Origin of the sequence: Bacillus sp. REN3 (assembly GCF_017912555.1) — a bacterium.
Taxonomy (GTDB): domain Bacteria; phylum Bacillota; class Bacilli; order Bacillales; family Cytobacillaceae; genus Mesobacillus.
The window spans coordinates 101,623-120,902 of sequence record NZ_JAERSD010000003.1; the positions used below are offsets into that span (position 1 = coordinate 101,623).

At 49.8% G+C, this 19,280-nt stretch carries 19 protein-coding genes; 15 read left to right on the forward strand and 4 right to left on the reverse strand.

The window, feature by feature from the left end; all coding sequences use genetic code 11:
• Positions 1-245: 245 nt before the first annotated feature.
• The 12 genes from fdhD to JJQ88_RS03500 all read left to right on the forward strand — a co-directional run bounded on the left by fdhD (position 246) and on the right by JJQ88_RS03500 (position 12,829).
• On the forward strand, positions 246-1,040 hold the full coding sequence (gene fdhD / locus JJQ88_RS03440) for a formate dehydrogenase accessory sulfurtransferase FdhD (protein ID WP_210364342.1): 795 nt from the start codon (positions 246-248) through the stop codon (positions 1,038-1,040).
• Between the two features lie 55 nt (positions 1,041-1,095).
• On the forward strand, positions 1,096-4,074 hold the full coding sequence (gene fdnG, locus JJQ88_RS03450) for a formate dehydrogenase-N subunit alpha (protein WP_282597655.1): 2,979 nt from the start codon (positions 1,096-1,098) through the stop codon (positions 4,072-4,074).
• 1 nt (position 4,075) lies between these two features.
• Positions 4,076-4,903, forward strand: coding sequence for a 4Fe-4S dicluster domain-containing protein (locus tag JJQ88_RS03455; RefSeq protein WP_210364344.1), 828 nt, complete (start codon positions 4,076-4,078; stop codon positions 4,901-4,903).
• The gene (locus tag JJQ88_RS03460) at positions 4,896-5,600 is read left to right on the forward strand and encodes a formate dehydrogenase subunit gamma (RefSeq protein ID WP_210364345.1); all 705 of its coding nucleotides are present in this window, start codon (positions 4,896-4,898) and stop codon (positions 5,598-5,600) included. The genes JJQ88_RS03455 and JJQ88_RS03460 overlap by 8 nt, the downstream gene beginning before the upstream one ends.
• A gap of 275 nt (positions 5,601-5,875) precedes the next feature.
• Positions 5,876-6,685 carry a formate dehydrogenase accessory protein FdhE gene (locus JJQ88_RS03465; protein ID WP_210364346.1) on the forward strand — a complete coding sequence of 270 codons (810 nt, stop codon included), beginning with the start codon at positions 5,876-5,878 and terminating at the stop codon, positions 6,683-6,685.
• Positions 6,686-6,811: 126 nt separating this feature from the next.
• Complete coding sequence (mobA, locus tag JJQ88_RS03470; RefSeq protein WP_210364347.1) at positions 6,812-7,411, forward strand: molybdenum cofactor guanylyltransferase; 600 nt, start codon at positions 6,812-6,814, stop codon at positions 7,409-7,411.
• 32 nt (positions 7,412-7,443) lie between these two features.
• The gene (locus tag JJQ88_RS03475) at positions 7,444-8,676 is read left to right on the forward strand and encodes a molybdopterin molybdotransferase MoeA (RefSeq protein ID WP_210364348.1); all 1,233 of its coding nucleotides are present in this window, start codon (positions 7,444-7,446) and stop codon (positions 8,674-8,676) included.
• Positions 8,677-8,689: 13 nt separating this feature from the next.
• A complete protein-coding gene (locus JJQ88_RS03480) occupies positions 8,690-10,609 on the forward strand; it encodes a molybdopterin biosynthesis protein (protein WP_210364349.1) in 1,920 nt (639 codons plus the stop codon).
• 237 nt (positions 10,610-10,846) lie between these two features.
• Positions 10,847-10,990, forward strand: coding sequence for a hypothetical protein (locus JJQ88_RS03485; protein WP_210364350.1), 144 nt, complete (start codon positions 10,847-10,849; stop codon positions 10,988-10,990).
• Between the two features lie 11 nt (positions 10,991-11,001).
• Positions 11,002-11,466 (forward strand): molybdenum cofactor biosynthesis protein MoaE, encoded by a 465-nt coding sequence (locus tag JJQ88_RS03490; protein WP_210364351.1) that lies wholly within the window; start codon positions 11,002-11,004, stop codon positions 11,464-11,466.
• The gene (gene moaD / locus JJQ88_RS03495; RefSeq protein ID WP_210364352.1) at positions 11,459-11,692 is read left to right on the forward strand and encodes a molybdopterin converting factor subunit 1; all 234 of its coding nucleotides are present in this window, start codon (positions 11,459-11,461) and stop codon (positions 11,690-11,692) included. The genes JJQ88_RS03490 and moaD overlap by 8 nt, the downstream gene beginning before the upstream one ends.
• Before the next feature lie 117 nt (positions 11,693-11,809).
• Positions 11,810-12,829, forward strand: a complete 1,020-nt coding sequence (locus tag JJQ88_RS03500) for a MoeB/ThiF family adenylyltransferase (RefSeq protein WP_210364353.1) — start codon at positions 11,810-11,812, stop codon at positions 12,827-12,829.
• A gap of 105 nt (positions 12,830-12,934) precedes the next feature.
• Here JJQ88_RS03500 and JJQ88_RS03505 read toward each other — a convergent pair whose 3' ends face one another.
• On the reverse strand, positions 12,935-13,264 hold the full coding sequence (locus JJQ88_RS03505; RefSeq protein WP_210364354.1) for a YflT domain-containing protein: 330 nt from the start codon (positions 13,262-13,264) through the stop codon (positions 12,935-12,937).
• Between the two features lie 171 nt (positions 13,265-13,435).
• On the opposite strand from JJQ88_RS03505, the gene JJQ88_RS03510 reads away from it, so the two are divergent.
• The 3 genes from JJQ88_RS03510 to JJQ88_RS03520 all read left to right on the forward strand — a co-directional run bounded on the left by JJQ88_RS03510 (position 13,436) and on the right by JJQ88_RS03520 (position 15,705).
• Positions 13,436-14,119 carry a uracil-DNA glycosylase gene (locus JJQ88_RS03510; RefSeq protein ID WP_210364355.1) on the forward strand — a complete coding sequence of 228 codons (684 nt, stop codon included), beginning with the start codon at positions 13,436-13,438 and terminating at the stop codon, positions 14,117-14,119.
• 646 nt (positions 14,120-14,765) lie between these two features.
• Positions 14,766-15,080: a YwdI family protein gene (locus tag JJQ88_RS03515; RefSeq protein WP_210364356.1), complete on the forward strand. Its 315-nt coding sequence runs from the start codon at positions 14,766-14,768 to the stop codon at positions 15,078-15,080.
• 253 nt (positions 15,081-15,333) lie between these two features.
• Entirely contained in the window at positions 15,334-15,705 is a 372-nt protein-coding gene (locus tag JJQ88_RS03520) for a DUF423 domain-containing protein (RefSeq protein ID WP_210364357.1), read from the forward strand.
• A 38-nt stretch (positions 15,706-15,743) separates the two neighbouring features.
• Here JJQ88_RS03520 and JJQ88_RS03525 read toward each other — a convergent pair whose 3' ends face one another.
• From JJQ88_RS03525 to JJQ88_RS03535, 3 genes are read right to left on the reverse strand one after another with little or no spacing between them, the layout of a single operon-like run.
• A complete protein-coding gene (locus JJQ88_RS03525) occupies positions 15,744-17,774 on the reverse strand; it encodes a TRAP transporter permease (RefSeq protein WP_481748276.1) in 2,031 nt (676 codons plus the stop codon).
• A complete protein-coding gene (locus JJQ88_RS03530) occupies positions 17,765-18,235 on the reverse strand; it encodes a DUF1850 domain-containing protein (RefSeq protein WP_210364359.1) in 471 nt (156 codons plus the stop codon). The genes JJQ88_RS03525 and JJQ88_RS03530 overlap by 10 nt, the downstream gene beginning before the upstream one ends.
• On the reverse strand, positions 18,225-19,205 hold the full coding sequence (locus tag JJQ88_RS03535; protein ID WP_210364360.1) for a TAXI family TRAP transporter solute-binding subunit: 981 nt from the start codon (positions 19,203-19,205) through the stop codon (positions 18,225-18,227). The genes JJQ88_RS03530 and JJQ88_RS03535 overlap by 11 nt, the downstream gene beginning before the upstream one ends.
• Positions 19,206-19,280 lie beyond the last annotated feature (75 nt).

Below are 19,280 nucleotides of genomic sequence, written 5' to 3' on the forward strand. Positions count from 1 at the left end.
CAACTTTCATCTACAGTATTGTCACAATTGAAGCACCTAAAACAAGGAGTTTTCCAGTAAATTAATGTTATAGGGGTATTTACACTTTTTCCATAGTGAAATTTATAAATATGGTTTCCAACTAATTTAGAGATTGTGATGATTTTAACAGTTTTAAGCCGCTGCTGATTTTAATAATGGATGGGAAGAGCCAGGATGCGGCACCGTATTCCGGCTTATGCGTAACCAGTTAAGGGGTGAAGAAAATGACCAGGAAAGGCTGTCCCGAAGAATACCCGATCAGCTTGAAGGTGAATGGGTATGAAATAGCTGTTTTCCAGCTGACAAACCAGGACCTGGAAGATTGGGCGTTTGGCTACCTTTATTCGGAAGGCTTGATTGATAGAGCGGATGATGTTGTCACTGTCGAATTCAAGGAGAAGACAGGGACCCTAGAGGTTTCGCTTTGCAATAACTTCGATCCTGAACAGATGTTTTCGAAAAAGAAACACTATACTGCCGGCTGCGGCCGCGGGGTGACCTTCTTTTCGATGACGGATGTCAAGAATTTCAACAAAGTGCATTCCGATGACACGTATTCCTTGACTTACTTGCTGAAAAAACGGGCAGAGTTCGCCCAGAATTCCCCGTTATATCTGGAAACAGGGGGAATGCACGGTGCCTGCATCATCCTTGAGGATGGAAGCATCGAGGTAAGGGAAGACATCGGGAGGCACAATGCCGTGGATAAAGTCATCGGCCACGCACTTAGAAAGCGTTTGCATCCTGAACGGCTTGTCCTGCTGACAACCGGAAGGGTTTCATATGAAATGCTCTCAAAGGCAGCCAGATTCGGTTTTGCCATCATAGGCTCCCGGACAGCCGCAACAAAGCAGGCGATCCAACTAGCCAGATTTCTGAACATTGAAGTCGTCGGCTATTTACGGGGGAAAATGGCGACTGTCTATACATCGGCTGGAAGGATCAATGATGACCTCAATCCGCCTGCTGCCGCCGAGGAACTACTTGAAAGGGGGGAGGCCCAGCAAGTATTGAATTAAAAGCCACCTGTGGGATTAGGGATGTTCTAGCAACTATTGGGAAGGAGAGAGAGAGATGGTTGAAATCAACCTGAATCGCCGGCAGTTCTTGAAGCTGTCAGGTGCCACCGCGGCAACCCTGGCAGTTGTAGAGCTTGGCTTCAATGAAAAAGAAGTCCATGCAAAAACAAAAGAATTCAAGATTGCCAAAGCTACTGTAACACCAACCATTTGTCCATACTGCGCTGTGGGCTGCGGAATTTTGGTCCATACCAAAAACAATGATGTGATATATACGGAAGGGGATCCGGATCATCCCATCAATGAAGGTACGCTCTGCAGCAAAGGGACAACAATCAGGCAATTGTTCACTTCAGAAAAACGCGTCCTGAAGCCGCGTTACCGCGCGCCAGGCAGCGATAAGTGGGAAGAGAAAGACTGGGGATGGATGCTTGATACCATCGCCAAGCGCGTGAAAGAAACACGGGACAAGACATTCGTTGAAAAAGCAAACGGAATGTTCGTCAATAAAACAGAAGCAATCGCCAGCCTTGGCGGTGCCGCTCTGGATAATGAAGAAACGTATTTGCTCGCGAAAATGATGAGAGGGCTTGGTGTCACCTACCTGGAGCACCAGGCACGAATATGACATAGTTCAACGGTTGCCGGTCTGGCACCTACATTTGGTCGTGGAGCAATGACTAACCATTGGAATGATCTGCAGCATACTGATTGTGCGTTGATCATCGGAGCAAACCCTGCCGAGAACCATCCAATCAGCTTCAGGTGGCTCTTGAAGGCAAGGGAGAACGGAGGAAAGATCGTATCGGTCGACCCGCGTTTCACAAGAACCTCATCACAGGCAGACATCTATGCGCCGCTTCGGTCCGGTACAGACATTCCATTCATTGGCGGTTTGATTAACTATGCAATTGAAAACAATCTTTACCACAAAGAGTATGTTGCTAAATATACAAATGCCTCCTTCATCGTAAAGGAAGGCTTCGATTTCAAAGACGGCTTGTTCAGCGGCTATGACGAAGCAACACGATCCTACGACAAGGCGAGCTGGTCATTTGAAACAACAGAAGATGGAAAGCCGGTAATAGATGAGACACTGTCCCATCCAAGATCCGTATTCCAGCTGATGAAAAAGCACTATTCCCGTTATGATGTCGACACAGTCGCAACGGTGACAGGTACGCCGAAGGAAGACTACCTTAAGGTAGCGGATGCTTTCTGTACGACAGGAAAGCCTGGCAAAACAGGAACGATTTTATATGCGATGGGCACAACACAGCACACGGTTGGAACGCAGAACGTCCGCTCATACGCTATGCTCCAGCTCTTGCTTGGCAACATCGGGATGCCTGGCGGCGGCGTCAATGCCCTTCGCGGCGAGTCGAACGTACAGGGATCAACTGACTTCGGTTTACTGTTCCAGGATCTACCTGGGTATCTTGGCGCGCCAAAAGAGCTTCCTGAGCACGCCACACTGGCAGCCTACCTGGAAAAAGAAACACCTAAGACAGGCTACTGGAGCAATAAGCCTAAGTTCGTCGTCAGTCTGTTGAAGGCATGGTACGGCCCGAACGCGACAAAAGATAATGAGTTCTGCTATCAATACATTCCAAAAGGCAACAAGAACTATTCCCATATCGCCCTGTTCAACGCAATGTATAAGGGTGAGCTTGATGGGGCATTCCTGTTCGGAACGAACCCTGTCGTCGGCGGACCGAATGCCGGCAAGGAGAAAGAAGCGCTCAGCAACTTAAAATGGCTTGTGGCAATCGACCTTTGGGAGACAGAGACATCCGCATTCTGGCAAAAAGAGGCGGGCAGCAATCCATCCAAGATCGATACAGAAGTATTCTTGCTTCCGGCAGCATCTTCCTATGAAAAAGAAGGAACCGTTTCAAACAGCGGACGCTGGATGCAGTATCGCTGGCAGGCAATCGAGCCTAAAGGAGAGTCAAAGGCAGACATGGAAATCATCCATATGCTGATGCTCCGCCTGAAGGCTTTGTACAAAAACGAAAGTTCGCCAGCAGCGAAAGCGATCAACGCTTTGTACTGGAACTACGGAGAGCATGACCATCCGGAATTCGACGTTGTTGCCAGGGAAATCAATGGCTATTACATTAAAACTGGCAAACAGGTTGAAAACTTCGGCAGCCTTGCCGACGATGGATCAACCTGCTCCGGAAACTGGATCTATTCAGGCTTCTACCCTGAAGAAGGCAACCTGTCGAAACGCCGTGACAACAAAGACACAGGAATGGGCAACTTCCTGAACTGGTCCTACGCCTGGCCGATGAACCGACGCATCATTTACAATCGCGCCTCCGCCGATCCAAGCGGCAAGCCATGGAACAAGGATAAAGCCGTAATCTGGTGGGATGCAGCAGCGAAAAAATGGACCGGAAACGACGTTCCCGACTTCAAGGCAGTCGTCGCGCCAACAGAAGAAGGCGGCACGAAGCCATTCATCATGATGAAGGATGGAGTGGGGGGCATGTTTGCGCCAACGCTGAACGACGGCCCGTTCCCTGAACATTACGAACCATTCGAAAGCCCTGTTCCGAATGCATTCTCAAGCCAGGAGTTCAACCCTACCATCAAGGTTTGGGATGGTGACTTCAACTTGAAGGGCACGAAGAAGCAGTTCCCGATCGTTGCGACAACGTACCGGGTGAGTGAGCACTGGCAGTCAGGTTCGATGACGCGCAACCAGCAGTGGCTGTCTGAATTGGCCGGCCATATGTACATTGAAATTTCTGAAGAGCTCGCGAAGGAAAAAGGCATCAAGAACAAGGATCAGGTCATCGTCACTTCTGCCCGCGGCGAGGTCAAGTGTCATGCGATGGTCACAAAGCGCTTCAAGCCGCATACGGTCAATGGCAAGAAAGTCCACCAGATCGGCATGCCTTGGCACTTTGGTTATAAAGGATATGCAACAGGGGATACAGCCAACCGCTTAACACCTCATATCGGGGATGCAAACACGATGATTCCTGAATATAAGGCATTCCTCTGCGATGTAAGGAGGGCTTAAGATGGCGGAATATGTAAAATTTGTCGATGTCACTAAATGCGATGGCTGCCGTGCATGTATGGTCGCCTGCAAAAACTGGAACGACCTTCCGGCTGAGCCTGAGGATTTCCAGGGAAGCGTCCAATCCCATGCAAACGTGACTGCCAATACATGGAACGTTTTGTCTTTCATAGAGCATGAAAATGGGAAAGGAAACCTTGAATACTTGTTCCGCCATTCATCCTGCTACCATTGCTCTGAGGCTGCCTGCGTAAAGGTATGTCCGGAAGATGCGATGCACTATACGGATTTCGGGACAGTCGATGTCGATGCCGATAAATGTGTCGGCTGCGGCTACTGTGTCCAGAACTGCCCATTCGATGTTGTCCAGCTGGCAACTTACAAAGACAAGAATGGCAAAGAGTACAAGAAAGCACAGAAATGCACGATGTGCGTCGATCGTCTTGAAGAAGGCATGCAGCCTGCATGTGTCACTACCTGCCATACAGGAGCGATGGAATTCGGCGATAAGGATGCCATGCTCAAGAAAGCAGAAAAGCGCCTGGCTGAAATCAAGGACAAATTCCCTAACGCGAATATTTATAACCCTCCGGGAGTCGGCGGCACACACACCATCTACGTCCTTGCTGAGAAACCATCCGTCTATGGTATGCCTGAAAAGCCGAAGGTTCCAACATCAGCAGTAATCTGGAAGGATTACGCGCAGCCAATCGGCAAGATGATGCTTGGAGCGACAAGCATGGCGCTAGTTGGAGCATTCGTTTCCAGCAAACTGTTCTCAAAAGAGGACAAGGAACACAATGAGGATGGAGGTGGCAGCCATGAGTAAACAGCAAAAATCTGAAATTATGGTTAAGCGGTTCTCAAAAGGCTTTGTCTGGGCACATGCCGTAAACGCCATTTCATTCTTTGCGCTTTACATCACCGCACTTCCGATGTATACAGAATGGTTCGACTGGCTGTATCCGGTTCTAGGCGGACCTGAGGGAGCGCGCCTGCTCCACAGGATCTTCGCTGTCGCGTTCCTCACTCCGACCTTCATCTGGCTGATCATGGATCCGAAAGGCCTGCTGAACTGGGGCAAGGAGCTTGTGACATGGAAGAAGAGGGATCTTGAATTCTTCACTGAATTCGTCAAAGAACTGTTTGGCTTCAAGTTCAAGCATGTAAGGCAGACGTTCTTCAATGCCGGTGAAAAAATCAACTCGATCATCCAGATTTTCACAGCTATCCTGATCATTGGTTCCGGCTTCCCGATGTGGTTCCCTCACTTATTCCCTAAGGGTTTGGTCCAGTGGGCATACGTAGGGCACAATGTCGGCTTCGGATTGGCGATTGCCGTTGTTGTCGGCCACATCTACCTGAGCGTCATCCATAAGCACTCAAGACCGGGCTATACCGGAGTGCTTACCGGAAAGGTACCTGCGTGGTGGGCGAAGAGCCACTATGCAGACTGGTATGATGAGGAAGTCAAGAAAGGGAATTTCCCTGACCTTGATAAGACAAACAAGAAAAAAGGCGCTTAAAGAGTCATTAAGAGGGAATGGCGGTCTGTAACAGGGCAGCCATTCCCTTAAAAAATTGGCTATGTTGGAGAACACTATTGATTGTAGTGGAAGGCGCGAAGACTCCTGCGGGACTAGTAAGTCAACGGGAGACCCCGCAGGCGCCAAAGGCGCCGAGGAGCTCAGGGACTGCCAGCAAAGCGAAGTGCCTGGAACGAAAATCAACAGTCAAATTGATCATAGCCAAAAATTTGGATTGCTGGATTTGGACAATTATAGGAAAGAGGTGCGGCAGGATGAAAAAGTCTGTTGTCTCAAAAGAGTACCAAAAATTGCAGAAGGATATTATCAGGTTGCAGGAGCAATGGAAACAAGACCTGGATCCGGAAAGAGTCCAGCCAAAGCTTGACAAAGCAGCGATAGAGGCTGGGGTGCCAGTCATTGCTTTAGCGGCCATCGATTTTGATATTTCACTATTTTTACAGTGGATAGAGGATATCGGCGGGTTATTATCGAAGTATCAACCAGAGCTGGAAAACCAGCTGGATTTGATCAGGCAATCCCTGAGTGAGGAAACGACAAAAAGGTGGATCGATGAGGCGTTCGCTTTCAACCATGTTTATTTTGCGAGTTTCGCAGAAGAAAAGGGTATCGATCCCTGGCTTCCGCAATTCATCGCGGAAACGGTGCTGCGGCCTTACCTGCAGCTGACAGCAGAGAAAGTCCAGCCGGAAATCCATTACGCTGTTCATGGTACAGGCTGCCCGGTATGCGGGGAACCAGTCCGGCTTGCCCAGCTTGAAGAAAACGGGAAAAAGGTTCTCCACTGCCCGCGCTGCCTTGCCCACTGGCATGATAAACGCATCACATGTGCGCACTGCGGCAACGAGGACCATGAATCCATCCAGTTCCTGACGATCGAGGGAGATGCTGCTTCCCAAATCCAGGTTTGTGAAGAATGCAAAGGGTATACTAAAATCATCGATACAAGACAGTATATCGTGAAACCGACACCTGCGATGCTTGACTTGAATACGATCCACCTGGACTTTGTTGCCCAGGAAAATGGCTATCATGCTGCAGGAGAAACGAAGCCGGCAAACTAATGGGTGTTAGCGGGCAGAATAGGATACAAAAGAATGACAGTCGCACTGCAGAAGTTGCGAATCAGGTAAAAAGACAATCGGCCATCATGCGAAGTGAACAGATAAACGAAAAGAAGGTGCTGTGGGATGAAAGCTGGAGCAATCATCTTATCAGGCGGAAAATCCAGCAGGATGGGAACGAATAAGGCTCTATTGAAATTTGCGGAAAAAACGAATGTTGAGAGAATCAAGGATGAGCTAAAACTTGTGTTCGATGATATAATCCTAGTAACGAATGATCCTGAAATCTATCAGTTTTTGAATATAAAGACAGTCACGGATGATTTTCCCGGGGAAGGGCCGCTGGCTGGAATCCATGCCGGTCTTGAAGCATCCGATTATGAGGAGAATTTCATCGTGGCCTGTGACATGCCTTTTGTGTCCGCGGAGCTGGCTGAAAGCCTTGTCAAAGCGCTTAAGCACCATGATGCGGTCATACCAGTTGTGGAGGGAAGGCAGCATCCTCTGTTCGCGGCTTACCAAAAAAGGGTCGCTTCGGCAGCAAAGGAGAGCATTGAAAAAGGAGACCTGCGCATCAGGCAGATGCTTGGCGGGCTGGATGTCAGGTACCTTGATGAAGAAGATTTGCAGCTTTATTGCGAGCGTAGCCTTGACCTTGTATTCTTCAATATGAACCATCCTGAAGAATATGAACATGCGAAAGAATGGGCTGAAAAAGAAAGATAGGTTTTCAGGTGCCAGAAAGGAAGTAAGGCAGCATGCAATTTTTCAAAGTGAAAACAGTTGAGGAGACCTTCGCATTAATCGATGAAAAAATCGGCAAAATCCGGGAAGTGGAAGTCCGACCGCTCGATGAAGCGCTCCATTATATCCTTGCTGAGGATGTGACCGCAACAGAGAATGTTCCCGCTTTCGACCGCTCGACCGTCGATGGCTATGCGGTCATCGCAAGGGATACGTTCGGTTCGTCCGAATCGATGCCAGGCTTCCTGAATGTCGCCGGTGAAGTCCATATGGGCGAAGAAGCGTCGAAGCCAGTGGGAAGAGGGGAAGCGATTTATGTTCCGACTGGAGGCATGCTGCCACCCGGGAGCGACAGCGTACTGATGATCGAACATTGCGAGGAAATCGGCGGACTGCTGAACACATATAAGCAGGTAGCGCCAGGAGAGAATGTCATCCGCGCCGGAGAAGATATCAGGGCTGGGGAAGTGCTGCTTACCGAAGGAACGAAATTGCGGCCTCAGGAGCTTGGAGCCCTGGCGGCACTTGGCATTTCCCAGGTGAAAGTCTACCGTAGGCTGAAAGCTGCTTACCTTTCTTCAGGGGATGAAATCGTCCCTTATGAAACGAAGGAACTTGAAACAGGGCAAATCCGTGATATCAACTATCCAACCGTCAAGGGCCTTGCCAATGAGTGGGGAATCGATGTCATATACGGCGGGATCACCCGTGACGATTACGATGAGTTTTCCGCCAGGGCCCGTGAATTGTATGAACAGGCAGACTGCCTGATTCTATCCGGAGGAAGCTCGGTCGGAGCGAAGGATTATACGACCGAGGTCATCCAGTCGCTTGGAGATCCAGGGGTATTTGTGCATGGCATCTCGATAAAGCCAGGCAAGCCGACGATCCTTGCGGTAGCGGATGGGAAGCCGGTCATCGGACTTCCGGGCCATCCCGCTTCGGCAATGATCATCTTCAAGCTGTTTGGCGAACAGGTCTTCAAAAGGCTGAAAGGCGAAAACATCGAGCGCAAGCCTGAACGGATCTTTGCCAGGATCATGAAAAATATCCCTTCCTCTCCAGGCCGATCCGATTATATCAGGGTCCGGCTGCTTGAGAAGGATGGAGAATGGTGGGCCGAGCCGATCATCGGCAAATCCGGCCTGATTACGACATTGGTGAAAAGTGATGGGATCGTTGAGATTGTTTCCGAAAAAGAGGGAATTTCCCAGGGAGAATACGTTCCAGTGATTCTGACGCGATAGGGGGAGCCGCAAAATGGACCGAATACGATACAACCGAAAAATCTACCTTGAGGACAAGCCGCGGGAAGAAGCCAGGAACGAAATACTGGCCGCCTTTGACTTGCCTCGGGAAAAAGAACGGATTCCGGCCGCCCGCGCGCTGGGCCGAATTACGGCGGAGCCTGTATTCGCGAATGTATCGATGCCCTTTTACCATGCGTCAGCAATGGATGGGATCGCCGTGAATGCTGAAGAAACATATGAAGCCCACGAACAGCGGCCGCTCCAGCTGAAAACAGGCAGCCAGTTCGTCTACGTTGATACCGGGAATGCGATACCAGCTCAATTCAACGCGGTCATCATGGTCGAGGACATCCATGTGATCGATGAGGAAACAATCGAGATCATTGAACCAGCAACGCCATGGCAGCATATCCGCCCGATTGGGGAGGACATTGTCCAGGAGGAAATGCTGTTCACGCAGGGACACAAGCTTCGTCCCGCGGACCTTGGCGCGCTCCTTGCGGCCCAGGTTACAGAAATCAGCGTCGTGAAGAAGCCGCTCGTGACCATCATCCCGACTGGGAACGAACTTATCAGTGCCGAATCTTCCTTATCCTCCGGCAGCATCATCGAATTCAATGGCACCGTGTTCAGCGCCTATGTCGAGGAATGGGGAGGGCAGCCATATCTTCATCCGATCGTGAAGGATGAACCGGAAAAAATCCGCGAGGCGCTGCTGAACGCCGTCGAGACGTCAGATATCGTCGTCATCAACGCCGGGTCATCAGCAGGCTCGAAGGACTATACCGTCCATATTCTCGAAGAACTGGGCGCCGTTTTCACCCATGGTGTCGCGACAAGGCCGGGGAAACCAGTCATCCTTGGCAAAATCAAGGATAGAGTAGTCGTGGGAGTGCCAGGATATCCTGTCTCCGCTTATCTCGCGCTTGAATGGTTCGTGAGGCCGCTTGTCTGCAAGTATCTGGGCACACCAGAACCCAAGAGGCCGGCACTGAAAGTGAAGCTCGGCCGCAGGGTAGTCTCCACCATGGGAGCAGAGGACTTTGTCAGAATGAATATCGGCTATGTGAATGGACAATTTGTCGCAAATCCGCTGACTCGCGCAGCAGGTGTCACCATGTCGCTTGTCAGGGCGGATGGGATACTTGTCGTGCCGCCAGACCAGCTTGGCTATGAGCAAGGCGATGAGGTCGAGATCGAGCTGTTAAGACCAGTCGAAGAAATCAAGAATGCGATTGTCTTCAGCGGCAGCCATGACCTGACCATCGATTTGCTGTCATCGCAGCTGAAAAAGCAGCGCACGGATATGAAAATTGTTTCTTCCCATGTAGGCAGCATGGCCGGTTTGATGGCAATCAGAAAAGGGGAGGCCCATGTAGCGGGCATTCATTTGCTTGACCCGGATACAAAGGAATATAATATTTCCTATGTGAAAAAAATGCTTGGCGGGCAAGACGCAGTCCTCTATCCATTTTTAAAAAGAACGCAAGGGTGGATGATCCCAAAAGGGAATCCGCTTGGAATAGAAAATGTCAATGACCTTGCGGCGAAGGGCGCGGATTTCGCCAACAGGCAGAAAGGCGCCGGTACAAGGATCCTGTTTGATCTGCTGTTAAGGGAAGCAGGCGTCTCAGCCGACCAGATCAATGGTTATGACCGTGAAATGTTCTCGCATCTGAGCGTTGCGGCAGAAGTGAAAGGAAATGAAAAGGCAGCCGGTCTCGGGATCCATCCAGCGGCCAGGGCGATGGGACTTGATTTCATCCCGGTTGCCGATGAGAATTACGATTTGCTGATGACAAGGGCATTCTTTGACAGTGAAAAGGGTATTTGGTTAAGGTCGGTGATCCAGTCAGAAGCCTTCAAGGCAGAAGTCGCCAAAATCGGCGGTTATGCGGTCGTCGAAAACCCGGAACCCATTCTTTTTTAATCGCTATGTAAAAGGACATGTTGATTTTTTGATTCCTTGATGGTTTGGAGCGGAAGGCGCGAAGACTCCGGCAGGGAGTATGGGCAAAGGGGATCCTCGGCACGCCAGCGGAAAGCCAAATGCCTGAATACGGAAAGTCAACAATCGATATGAACCCAGCCTTTCAATAAAATAAGTCCAGGAAATGTCCACCCCCTAGCCCATCAAGACGTTTGGCCTTGCCAACGGTGTCAAAGGATGGCTACACTAACAAGTCCTTCAAAGGACACGGTCGTCCTGGTGCCGGCGTTGCCACAGGAGGTGGCGATCCTGGCCGGCCGGCGCCTGTCGGGGCTGACCAAGGTGCTTACGCTTTTTGTTCTGGCGGATCAATTTTTTTGAGGTGAAAAAGGATGAATTATGAAATAGCAAAAGAACCAATCAACGTTCAGTCCGTCATTGATAAGGTGGTCCAGCGTGATGCCGGGGCCATTACGACCTTCATTGGGACCGTCCGCGAGATGACAAAGGGCAAGAAGACGCTCTACCTGATTTATGAAGCGTATGAGCCGATGGCAATCAAGAAGCTTGAACAGATCGGGACGGAAATCCAGGAGCGCTGGAAGGGCTCCCGGGTCGCCATCACCCACCGGATCGGCAAGCTTGACATCACCGATATTGCAGTGGTGATTGCCGTTTCGACACCTCATCGAAACGATTCTTATGAAGCGAACAGGTATGCAATCGAACGGATCAAGGAAATTGTGCCGATATGGAAAAAAGAACATTGGGAAGATGGCCAGGAATGGATTGGAAACCAGTTAGAAACTGTCTCATATCCGACAGGAAAACCGGAGGAGAGGGATCTTAATGAATAACATTTTATTCTTTGCTAATTTGCGTGATGAAGCAGGCCATGAATCAGTCGAAATCGAAGCAGCAGGAAAAACAGTCGCTGAACTGAAGAAAATCGTCGCTGATCAATATGGTCTCCAAAAACTTGATACAGCAATGACGGCCATCAATGAAGAATTCGCATCAAATGAAGAAGTGATCAAAGAAGGAGATACAATCGCCTTCATTCCGCCGGTGAGCGGCGGCTGATCCAAACGGCATTCCCAGCGCCTTCTTCCTCTTGGCAGGAGAGCGTGCATGCAAGCGCGCTTCCATGAGGAAGGGGCGCTGGGTATTTTTGCAGAAGGAATTTTTGGAGGTATGAACATGTCAGAAAGATATTCACGCCAGACGCTGTTTCCTCCGATTGGCAAGGCAGGCCAGGAAAAAATCCGCAGCAAGCATGTACTCATGATCGGGGCAGGTGCTCTCGGTTCGGGAAATGCCGATATATTGGTCAGGGCCGGCGTAGGCCGCCTGACGATTGTCGATCGTGATTATGTTGAAGCGAGCAATCTGCAGCGCCAGCAGTTATATACAGAAGAAGATGTCGCAGCCAAACTCCCGAAGGCCGCAGCAGCAGAAAAGCGGCTGAGGGCAATCAACTCGGAGGTCGAAATCCAGGCCTTCATTGCCGATGCCACTCCTGAAAAACTGGAAGAGCTTGCGGAGGGTGTCGATTTGATCATTGATGCGACCGATAATTTCGAAACAAGGATGGCCATCAACGACATTTCGCAAAAGTACAGGATTCCATGGATTTATGGTGGATGTGTCGGGAGCTTCGGGATGAGTTTTTCCATCATTCCAGGAAAGACACCCTGCTTGAACTGTCTGCTAAAAAAACTCCCTCTCCAGGGGATGACCTGCGATACTGGCGGCATCATCGGTCCCGCAGCGCAGATGGTCATTGCCCATCAGGGAGCAGAGGCGCTGAAAATCCTTGTAGAGGATTGGGATGCCGTCAGGACCTCATTTGTCAGTTTCGATGTATGGCGGAACCAGTATACAAGCATGAAAATGTCGAAAGCGAAGGATCCAGGCTGCCTGTCGTGCGGCGAAAATCGGACCTATCCGTATTTGGATGTCGAGAATATGACGAAGACATCGGTCCTGTGCGGAAGGGATACCGTCCAAATCAGGCCGCCGCACCAACAGCGCCTGAACTTGCAGGAGACAGCTGAGCGGCTGCAGGCTCTTGGCTATCAGGTGAAAGGGAACCCCTATCTCGTTTCTGCCGAAATGGAAGAAAATCGGATGGTCATTTTCCAGGATGGCCGCGCATTGATCCACGGCACGAAGGACCTGGCCCATGCAAGGAGCATCTACCAGCGCTTCTTTGGCTGAAGAACAGGTGCCTTGAAGAACGCGCAAACCCCCTGCCAAGCCCGGCAGGGGGTTTCTATATGAACGATCCGGAATGGACCGGTTGGCTAATAGGATGAAGGACTTTTATTTTGCTTCATCTGAAGCGACAAGAACCAGTCGGCCTTTGTCCAATTCGACTTCATATTGCTCAGCCTCTTGCTTCGAAAGGCCAAGTGATTCGAACTTGGAACGAAGCTCGTCGCCCCGTGACTTGAACATGTTGCCGATGGAATCAAAGAAACCTTGCTCCTTGAAGCCCATATCGCCTGTTTCTGTTGCATCAGTCAAGTGCTCGCTCCGATCTTCGTCATGCGCGAAAATATAGATGTTTTCCTTAGCGAATCCTTGTGCTTCAAGTGCGCTGATTTTTTCAGTTGCTTGCACGCCATTTTCAACTACTTCTACTTTTAACATAGTCATTTCCTCCTTGTTAGGTCTTAAGATTGATAGCTGGAAGGATGAACCTCCCGTATTCTATAAGTATATATAACCGTTCTCCACTTGATTAAACATGGCCTTGCCTGTGTAAAGAAGGTGCCGCCCGGAAAAAAGCGGGTAAAATGGGGTAAGGAAAGGAGTCTGGTCATGATGGCAATTTTAGAAAATGGCTGGTCGCTGCTACTTGAAGACGAATTCGGGAAACCGTACTGCCGGGAGCTGCGCGAGTTCCTGAAAGAAGAATATGCCGCAGCAACCGTTTATCCGGAAAAGGATGATATTTTTAACGCGCTCCGTTATACGGATTATGAGGATGTCAAAGTCGTCATTCTCGGGCAGGATCCCTATCACGGACCTGGACAGGCGCATGGCTTAAGCTTTTCCGTCAAGCCAGGCGTCAAACTGCCGCCATCCTTACGGAATATTTTCAAAGAGCTGGAGGCAGACCTTGGCTGCGAGATTCCCGACAATGGCTATTTGAAAAAATGGGCCGATCAGGGCGTGCTCTTGCTGAACACTGTCCTGACTGTGAGAGAGGGAGAAGCGAATTCCCATCGCGGCAAGGGCTGGGAAATATTCACGGATAGAGTGATCACCCTCTTGAATGAACGCGAAAAGCCGGTCATATTCATCCTGTGGGGCAAGCCTGCCCAAACCAAACTGAAGCTGATTGATGAAAGCAGGCACTACATCATCACATCCGTCCACCCTAGCCCGCTTTCAGCCAGAAGAGGCTTCTTTGGCAGCAAACCGTTCTCGAAAGCCAATGCAATACTCCGTGAACGGGGTGAAAAAGAAATCGACTGGCAAATCGAAGATCTGCAAGGTTAAAGAGAAAGACGCAGACCCTGGGGAAAACCAGGGTTTTTCTTTTTCGCCCGATTTAAGAGGGCCACCCTGTCTATTCTTTCCCCTGGACCGAGCCAGAATGATGTTTCCAGCAAAACAAGCGAATAGCTGGGAAAATCGGGTGCGGGAGGGATGTCCAAGAGGGGAGGATGGATGAGCTGGATATCTCCTCTAAAGCAAGATAAGGATGAGCCCGTGGATTCGACATGTTTCACGTGGAACTGACAGCCTGGTCGAATTTTTTGAAAAAGTAGGGTAGAATGAAACGGTATGGTGCGAATGATTGGCGGGATTATTTTAGATAGGCTATGTTAAAGACCAGTGTTGATTATTGAATACCTGTAAGTTGGAGCGAAAAAACACGCAGACTCCTCGAAAATGCTATGCTGACGCACTTCCTTCGTGCGTGGGCAAACTCTAGGAAGCCAAATTCAGTGTCCAGCGGGAGTAGAAACCCCGGAGGCGCAAAGCGGAAGCGCATTGGTCAGCCCGACAAGCGCTGGGCGACTAAGACCGCCGCGTCCTGCGGCAAAGTCGGCACTAGGACTTCCTGTCCGTCGAAGTGCCTGGAGTGGAAATCAACGATCTAATTTCACATAGCCTTTACATAAAAAGCAGGGGTGAGCGCATGGAGATTTCACTGCAAAAATTATTATTGAAAATGGAAGAAGAAATCAGGCTTGCAAAAGGAGCGGAAACGGAGTCTGCCAAGCGGGAGCGGATCCATGCTATTAAAACCTTGTGTGAACTGGTGCTCGATGAGCCAGCCGGCCAGGGTGCGGAAAAGCAAGGCTCCAATCAATCCGCCCGAATGCAGGTGCCTTATTCCCCGGCACAGCCAGCTTACCAGCAGGTGACCCCGCAGGCTGCTCCATTGATGCCGCAGCCAAAGAAGCTTAAAATGGATGACGAAGCGAACGGAGACTCGATATTCGACTTTTGAAAATGGCTGTTTTCTAGAAAAACGTTGTTTCCTGAATCAATGTTAAGAGGAACAAATAGATTGAAAAAGATTGATTGGAACGGGTGAGCGTGGGTGAATTCAGAAGCTGCTCTAGCGGGAAAGCTCAGACCCCACTGGGCGCGAGGCTCAACTCATCCCCCGCGGAAAGTGAGCAACCTGGAGTGAAACAAACCATTTATTAAAAAGCAGCAAAGTTTACGAAATCAGCCAAAAATATAAAGAGGTGGTATCAATGAAAACATTTATCTTGATAGGAGCCATCAACGCATTCCTGGCGGTAGCACTGGGAGCGTTCGGAGCGCATGGGCTTGAAGGAAAGTTGGAACCGAAATACCTTGAGACATGGAAAACGGCCGTTACATACCAGATGTTCCACGCAACCGGGATTTTGATTGTCGGCATCCTGGCAGGTAAGCTGCCTGCGAGCGCGCTTATTTCCTGGTCGGGCTGGCTGATGCTGGTTGGCATCATCTTGTTTTCTGGTAGCCTGTATGTCCTTAGCGTCACTAAAATCAGTGTCCTCGGTGCCATCACCCCATTTGGCGGAGTCGCGTTTCTTATTTCATGGGTATTGATGATGGTTGCTGCTGTGAAGTATCTTTAAAATTGGGAAAGGCACACCGCTAATGGTGTGCCTTTTCACTATGTCCCCACCTTGATCTGATCATCCCGCTTGCTTGAAAGGATGTTCATTCCCGATACGAGGGCAACAAGGATAATCCCTGCGATATCTGTATAGGTTTCTGGAATGATCATCATCAGGGCGCCTCCGCCAAGGATGATCCTTGCCAAAGGATTGATATTCGTTTTAAGGTAGCCTTCAATCGCTGCGCTTAAAGCAATGATGCCAATCGTTGCCGTTGCCGTAATCAACAGGATTTCCGGGAGGGGTGCCATCGGGAAATCTTTTGTATTGATTGCTGCATTGGCTGTGTCGATCATCAGCATCGATGGGTTATAGACAAACAAGTACGGAATCAGGAATCCGGCAGCAGACAGCTTCAGGGCCGTGAAGCCGGTCTTCATAGGGTCGCCGCCTGAAATGCCTGCCCCCGCAAAGGCCGCGAGCGCGACTGGCGGAGTGATATTGGCGAAAATCCCGAAATAGAAGACGAACATGTGAGCAACTAAAATCGGAATATCGAATTCTGCAAGTGCCGGCGCCGCCATCGTTGCTGTGATGATGTAAGCAGGAATGGACGGCAGCCCCATCCCGAGGACCATCGAGGCGGCCATCGTAAAGAACAGTGTCAGGAAAAGGGAGCCGGCGCCAAGGCTGGCAATGGAGGAGGTCATCACATTGCCGAAGCTTGTCAGGCTCACGACGCCAATGATGATGCCGACCACCGCGCAGGCAATCATGACGGAAAGCGCCTGGCGTGCGCCGCTATCCAAAGCCGCAAGGATATCTTTGAAGGACATGCGCGTATTTTTGCGGATCGTCGCTGCCAAAACAGTGGAGATGATCGTATAAAATGCAGCATGGCCAATCGGGACATTCTTGTAAAGCAGGACGATCAGGAACACAATCGGAAGCAATAAGTGGCCCCGTTCCTTCATGATTTCCCTTACCCTTGGGAGATTGGCTTTCGGTATGCCCTTCAAGTTCTTTTTCCCGGCCCTGAAGTGGACCTGCATGATCACGGCAAGGAAGTAGAGGACAGCCGGAATCAGGGCTGCCAAGGCGATGGTGCCATATGCTACCCCTGTGGTCTCGGCCATGATGAAAGCACTCGCTCCCATGATTGGAGGCAGGATCTGCCCACCGATGGAGGCACTTGCTTCGACGGCACCAGCGAAGTTCTTTGAATAGCCAATCTTCTTCATCAGCGGGATCGTAAAGGCACCAGTGCCTACCACGTTGGCGACGGCCGCGCCATTGATGCTTCCCATGAACCCGCTTGAAATGACAGCTACCTTGGCAGGTCCGCCTTGTTTATGCCCGGCAAGAGCGAGAGCGATATCGTTAAAAAATTGTCCCATTCCCGATTTGGACAGGAAGGCTCCAAATAAGATGAACAGGAAAATGAAGTTCACGGATGCGCCGATGGCAGAAGAATACAAGCCTTCTGTCTTCAAATAAAGCTGGCCAAAAATATCCCCCAGATCATATGGACGCGTCATCATCGTGATGGGCATCCACTCCATGTGGCTAACGAATGGGTAAGCAAGGAAAAGGAGCGCCAGGATCGGCAGGATCAAGCCGGTGACACGGCGGGCGGCTTCGAGGACAAGGATGACTGTCACGATCGCCATGCCAATGTCGATTGTATTCGGGATTCCGCCCCTGGTCGTGGCGATCTCCGTATATTCTTTTATGAGGTAGCCCGCGGTCGCGGCCGCAAGGAGCGCGAGCAGCCAATCAAACCATGCGATCTTTGTCCGGTCCTGTTTCGAAGTAAAAGGATACAGAAGGAAAATCAGCGCAACGCCGACAGCCACGTGAATCGCCCGTTGCTGCAAAGCCGGCATCGGGTTGAAAGTTACATATAAGTGAAACAAAGAATAAAAAATGGCGATTCCTGAGATGAAAACGATTGTCTGTTTGCTGCTGAATTTCCTGACCTTAGATTCAGCATCGAATTTTTCGAGGATTTCTGCCTGTTTTTCTTCAGAAAAAATTTCTGCCTCCGCAATTGCCTTCTGCTTGCTCTCTTCTTCCTTCATTTCCATTCACCTCTTAACATCTGCCATACGGGGATTTTTTTGCTATCAATCATGATGGTCTCATGGTCTCCCGCGAGTTTATGCAATGGGATAGTCGAATCGTTCGTGTAAAGGGTTGTCCGGACATTTTTGGAAACCGTAAGATGGACAGCTTCCATTTTCTGGTTTATTTGCATGTGGACGTATCCATCATCGGAAGGGATGGTTTGACCGGAAGAAGGGGTCCCGGCCCCAAACGTCTTGAACCTTGTTTCAGTCAGGATGAGATTTCCCTTTTCCAGCTTGTACTTTTCAAACCACGGTTCTTTTTCCACAGAGTGGATCCAGCCGATTTCAAATTCCTTCTCTTTCAATAAGAAAGCCTCGCCATTATAAGCCACTTTGATTGCAGGTACCCTGATCAAGAGGGCAATAAGGAGCACTGCAAGAAGAGTGCTCCCCATCATCATGGACCCGTTATTTTTCATCGTAAAACTTCTTTGCACCGGGGTGGATCGGCGCTACCATTCCTTCCTGGGCAGCTTCAATTGAAATCTCTGTGGCGGCCTGATGGGCGTTCCCTAATTTTTCAAGGCTGTCAAAGAATGTTTTGGTCAGTTTGTACACGTCATCTTCGCTTAAATCACTGCGGACGACGAGCGCGTTCATGATGGCAGCTGTTGGGACTGCGTCTTTATTGCCATACGTATCTGCAGGAATGTCCATTGCGACAAAATAAGGCTGGTCCTTCGCCAGCTTCTCGATGTTTTCCTTTTTAACCGAGACCAGTTTCAAGTCCACTGTTTTGGATAATTCAAGAACAGAGGCATTTGGCAGGCCGCTTGTTAAAAAGGCAGCATCAATCGATCCTGATTTCAGCCCATCAGCAGCTTCAGCATAGCCAAGATAGTCAACCTTAAGATCATCGTATGTAATGCCATGCCCTTTCAATAGATTACGGGCGTTGACCTCTACTCCCGAGTTTTGGTCACCGACTGCAACTCGCTTTCCTTTCAGGTCCTCGATTGTATCGATCCCGGCCTTTTCCGTCGTCACAATCTGTACGTAGTTTGGATAAAGCGTGGCAAGTTGCTGGACTTCTTTTACTGGGGCAGGGAAGTTCCCGGTACCTTCGACTGCTTCGGTCAGCACATCACTCATCACAAACGCCATATCCACTTTTCCTTCTTTTATCAGATTGATATTTTCTACTGAAGCACCAGTCGCCTGGGATTTGGAATTGATGCCATAAACCTTGGAATACTCATCTGCAAGTGCTGTGCCAATGATATTGTACGGCCCTGAAGAGCCTCCAGTCGCGATTGTGGCAATTTTCGTTTCCAGGCTTCCCTTTCCTTTTCCGGAATCTCCTGTTTTCTCTCCGCCTCCGCAGCCTGACAGCACCATGCTGGTAGTTAAAGCGCTTACAATCAGCAGTCCGAGTTTTTTGAGTTTCATTTTTTTCCTATAGCCTCCTTCACGTCATTCTTCTTAAAATAGTCTAGCAAAGTAGTAATCTGAATACAAACATTA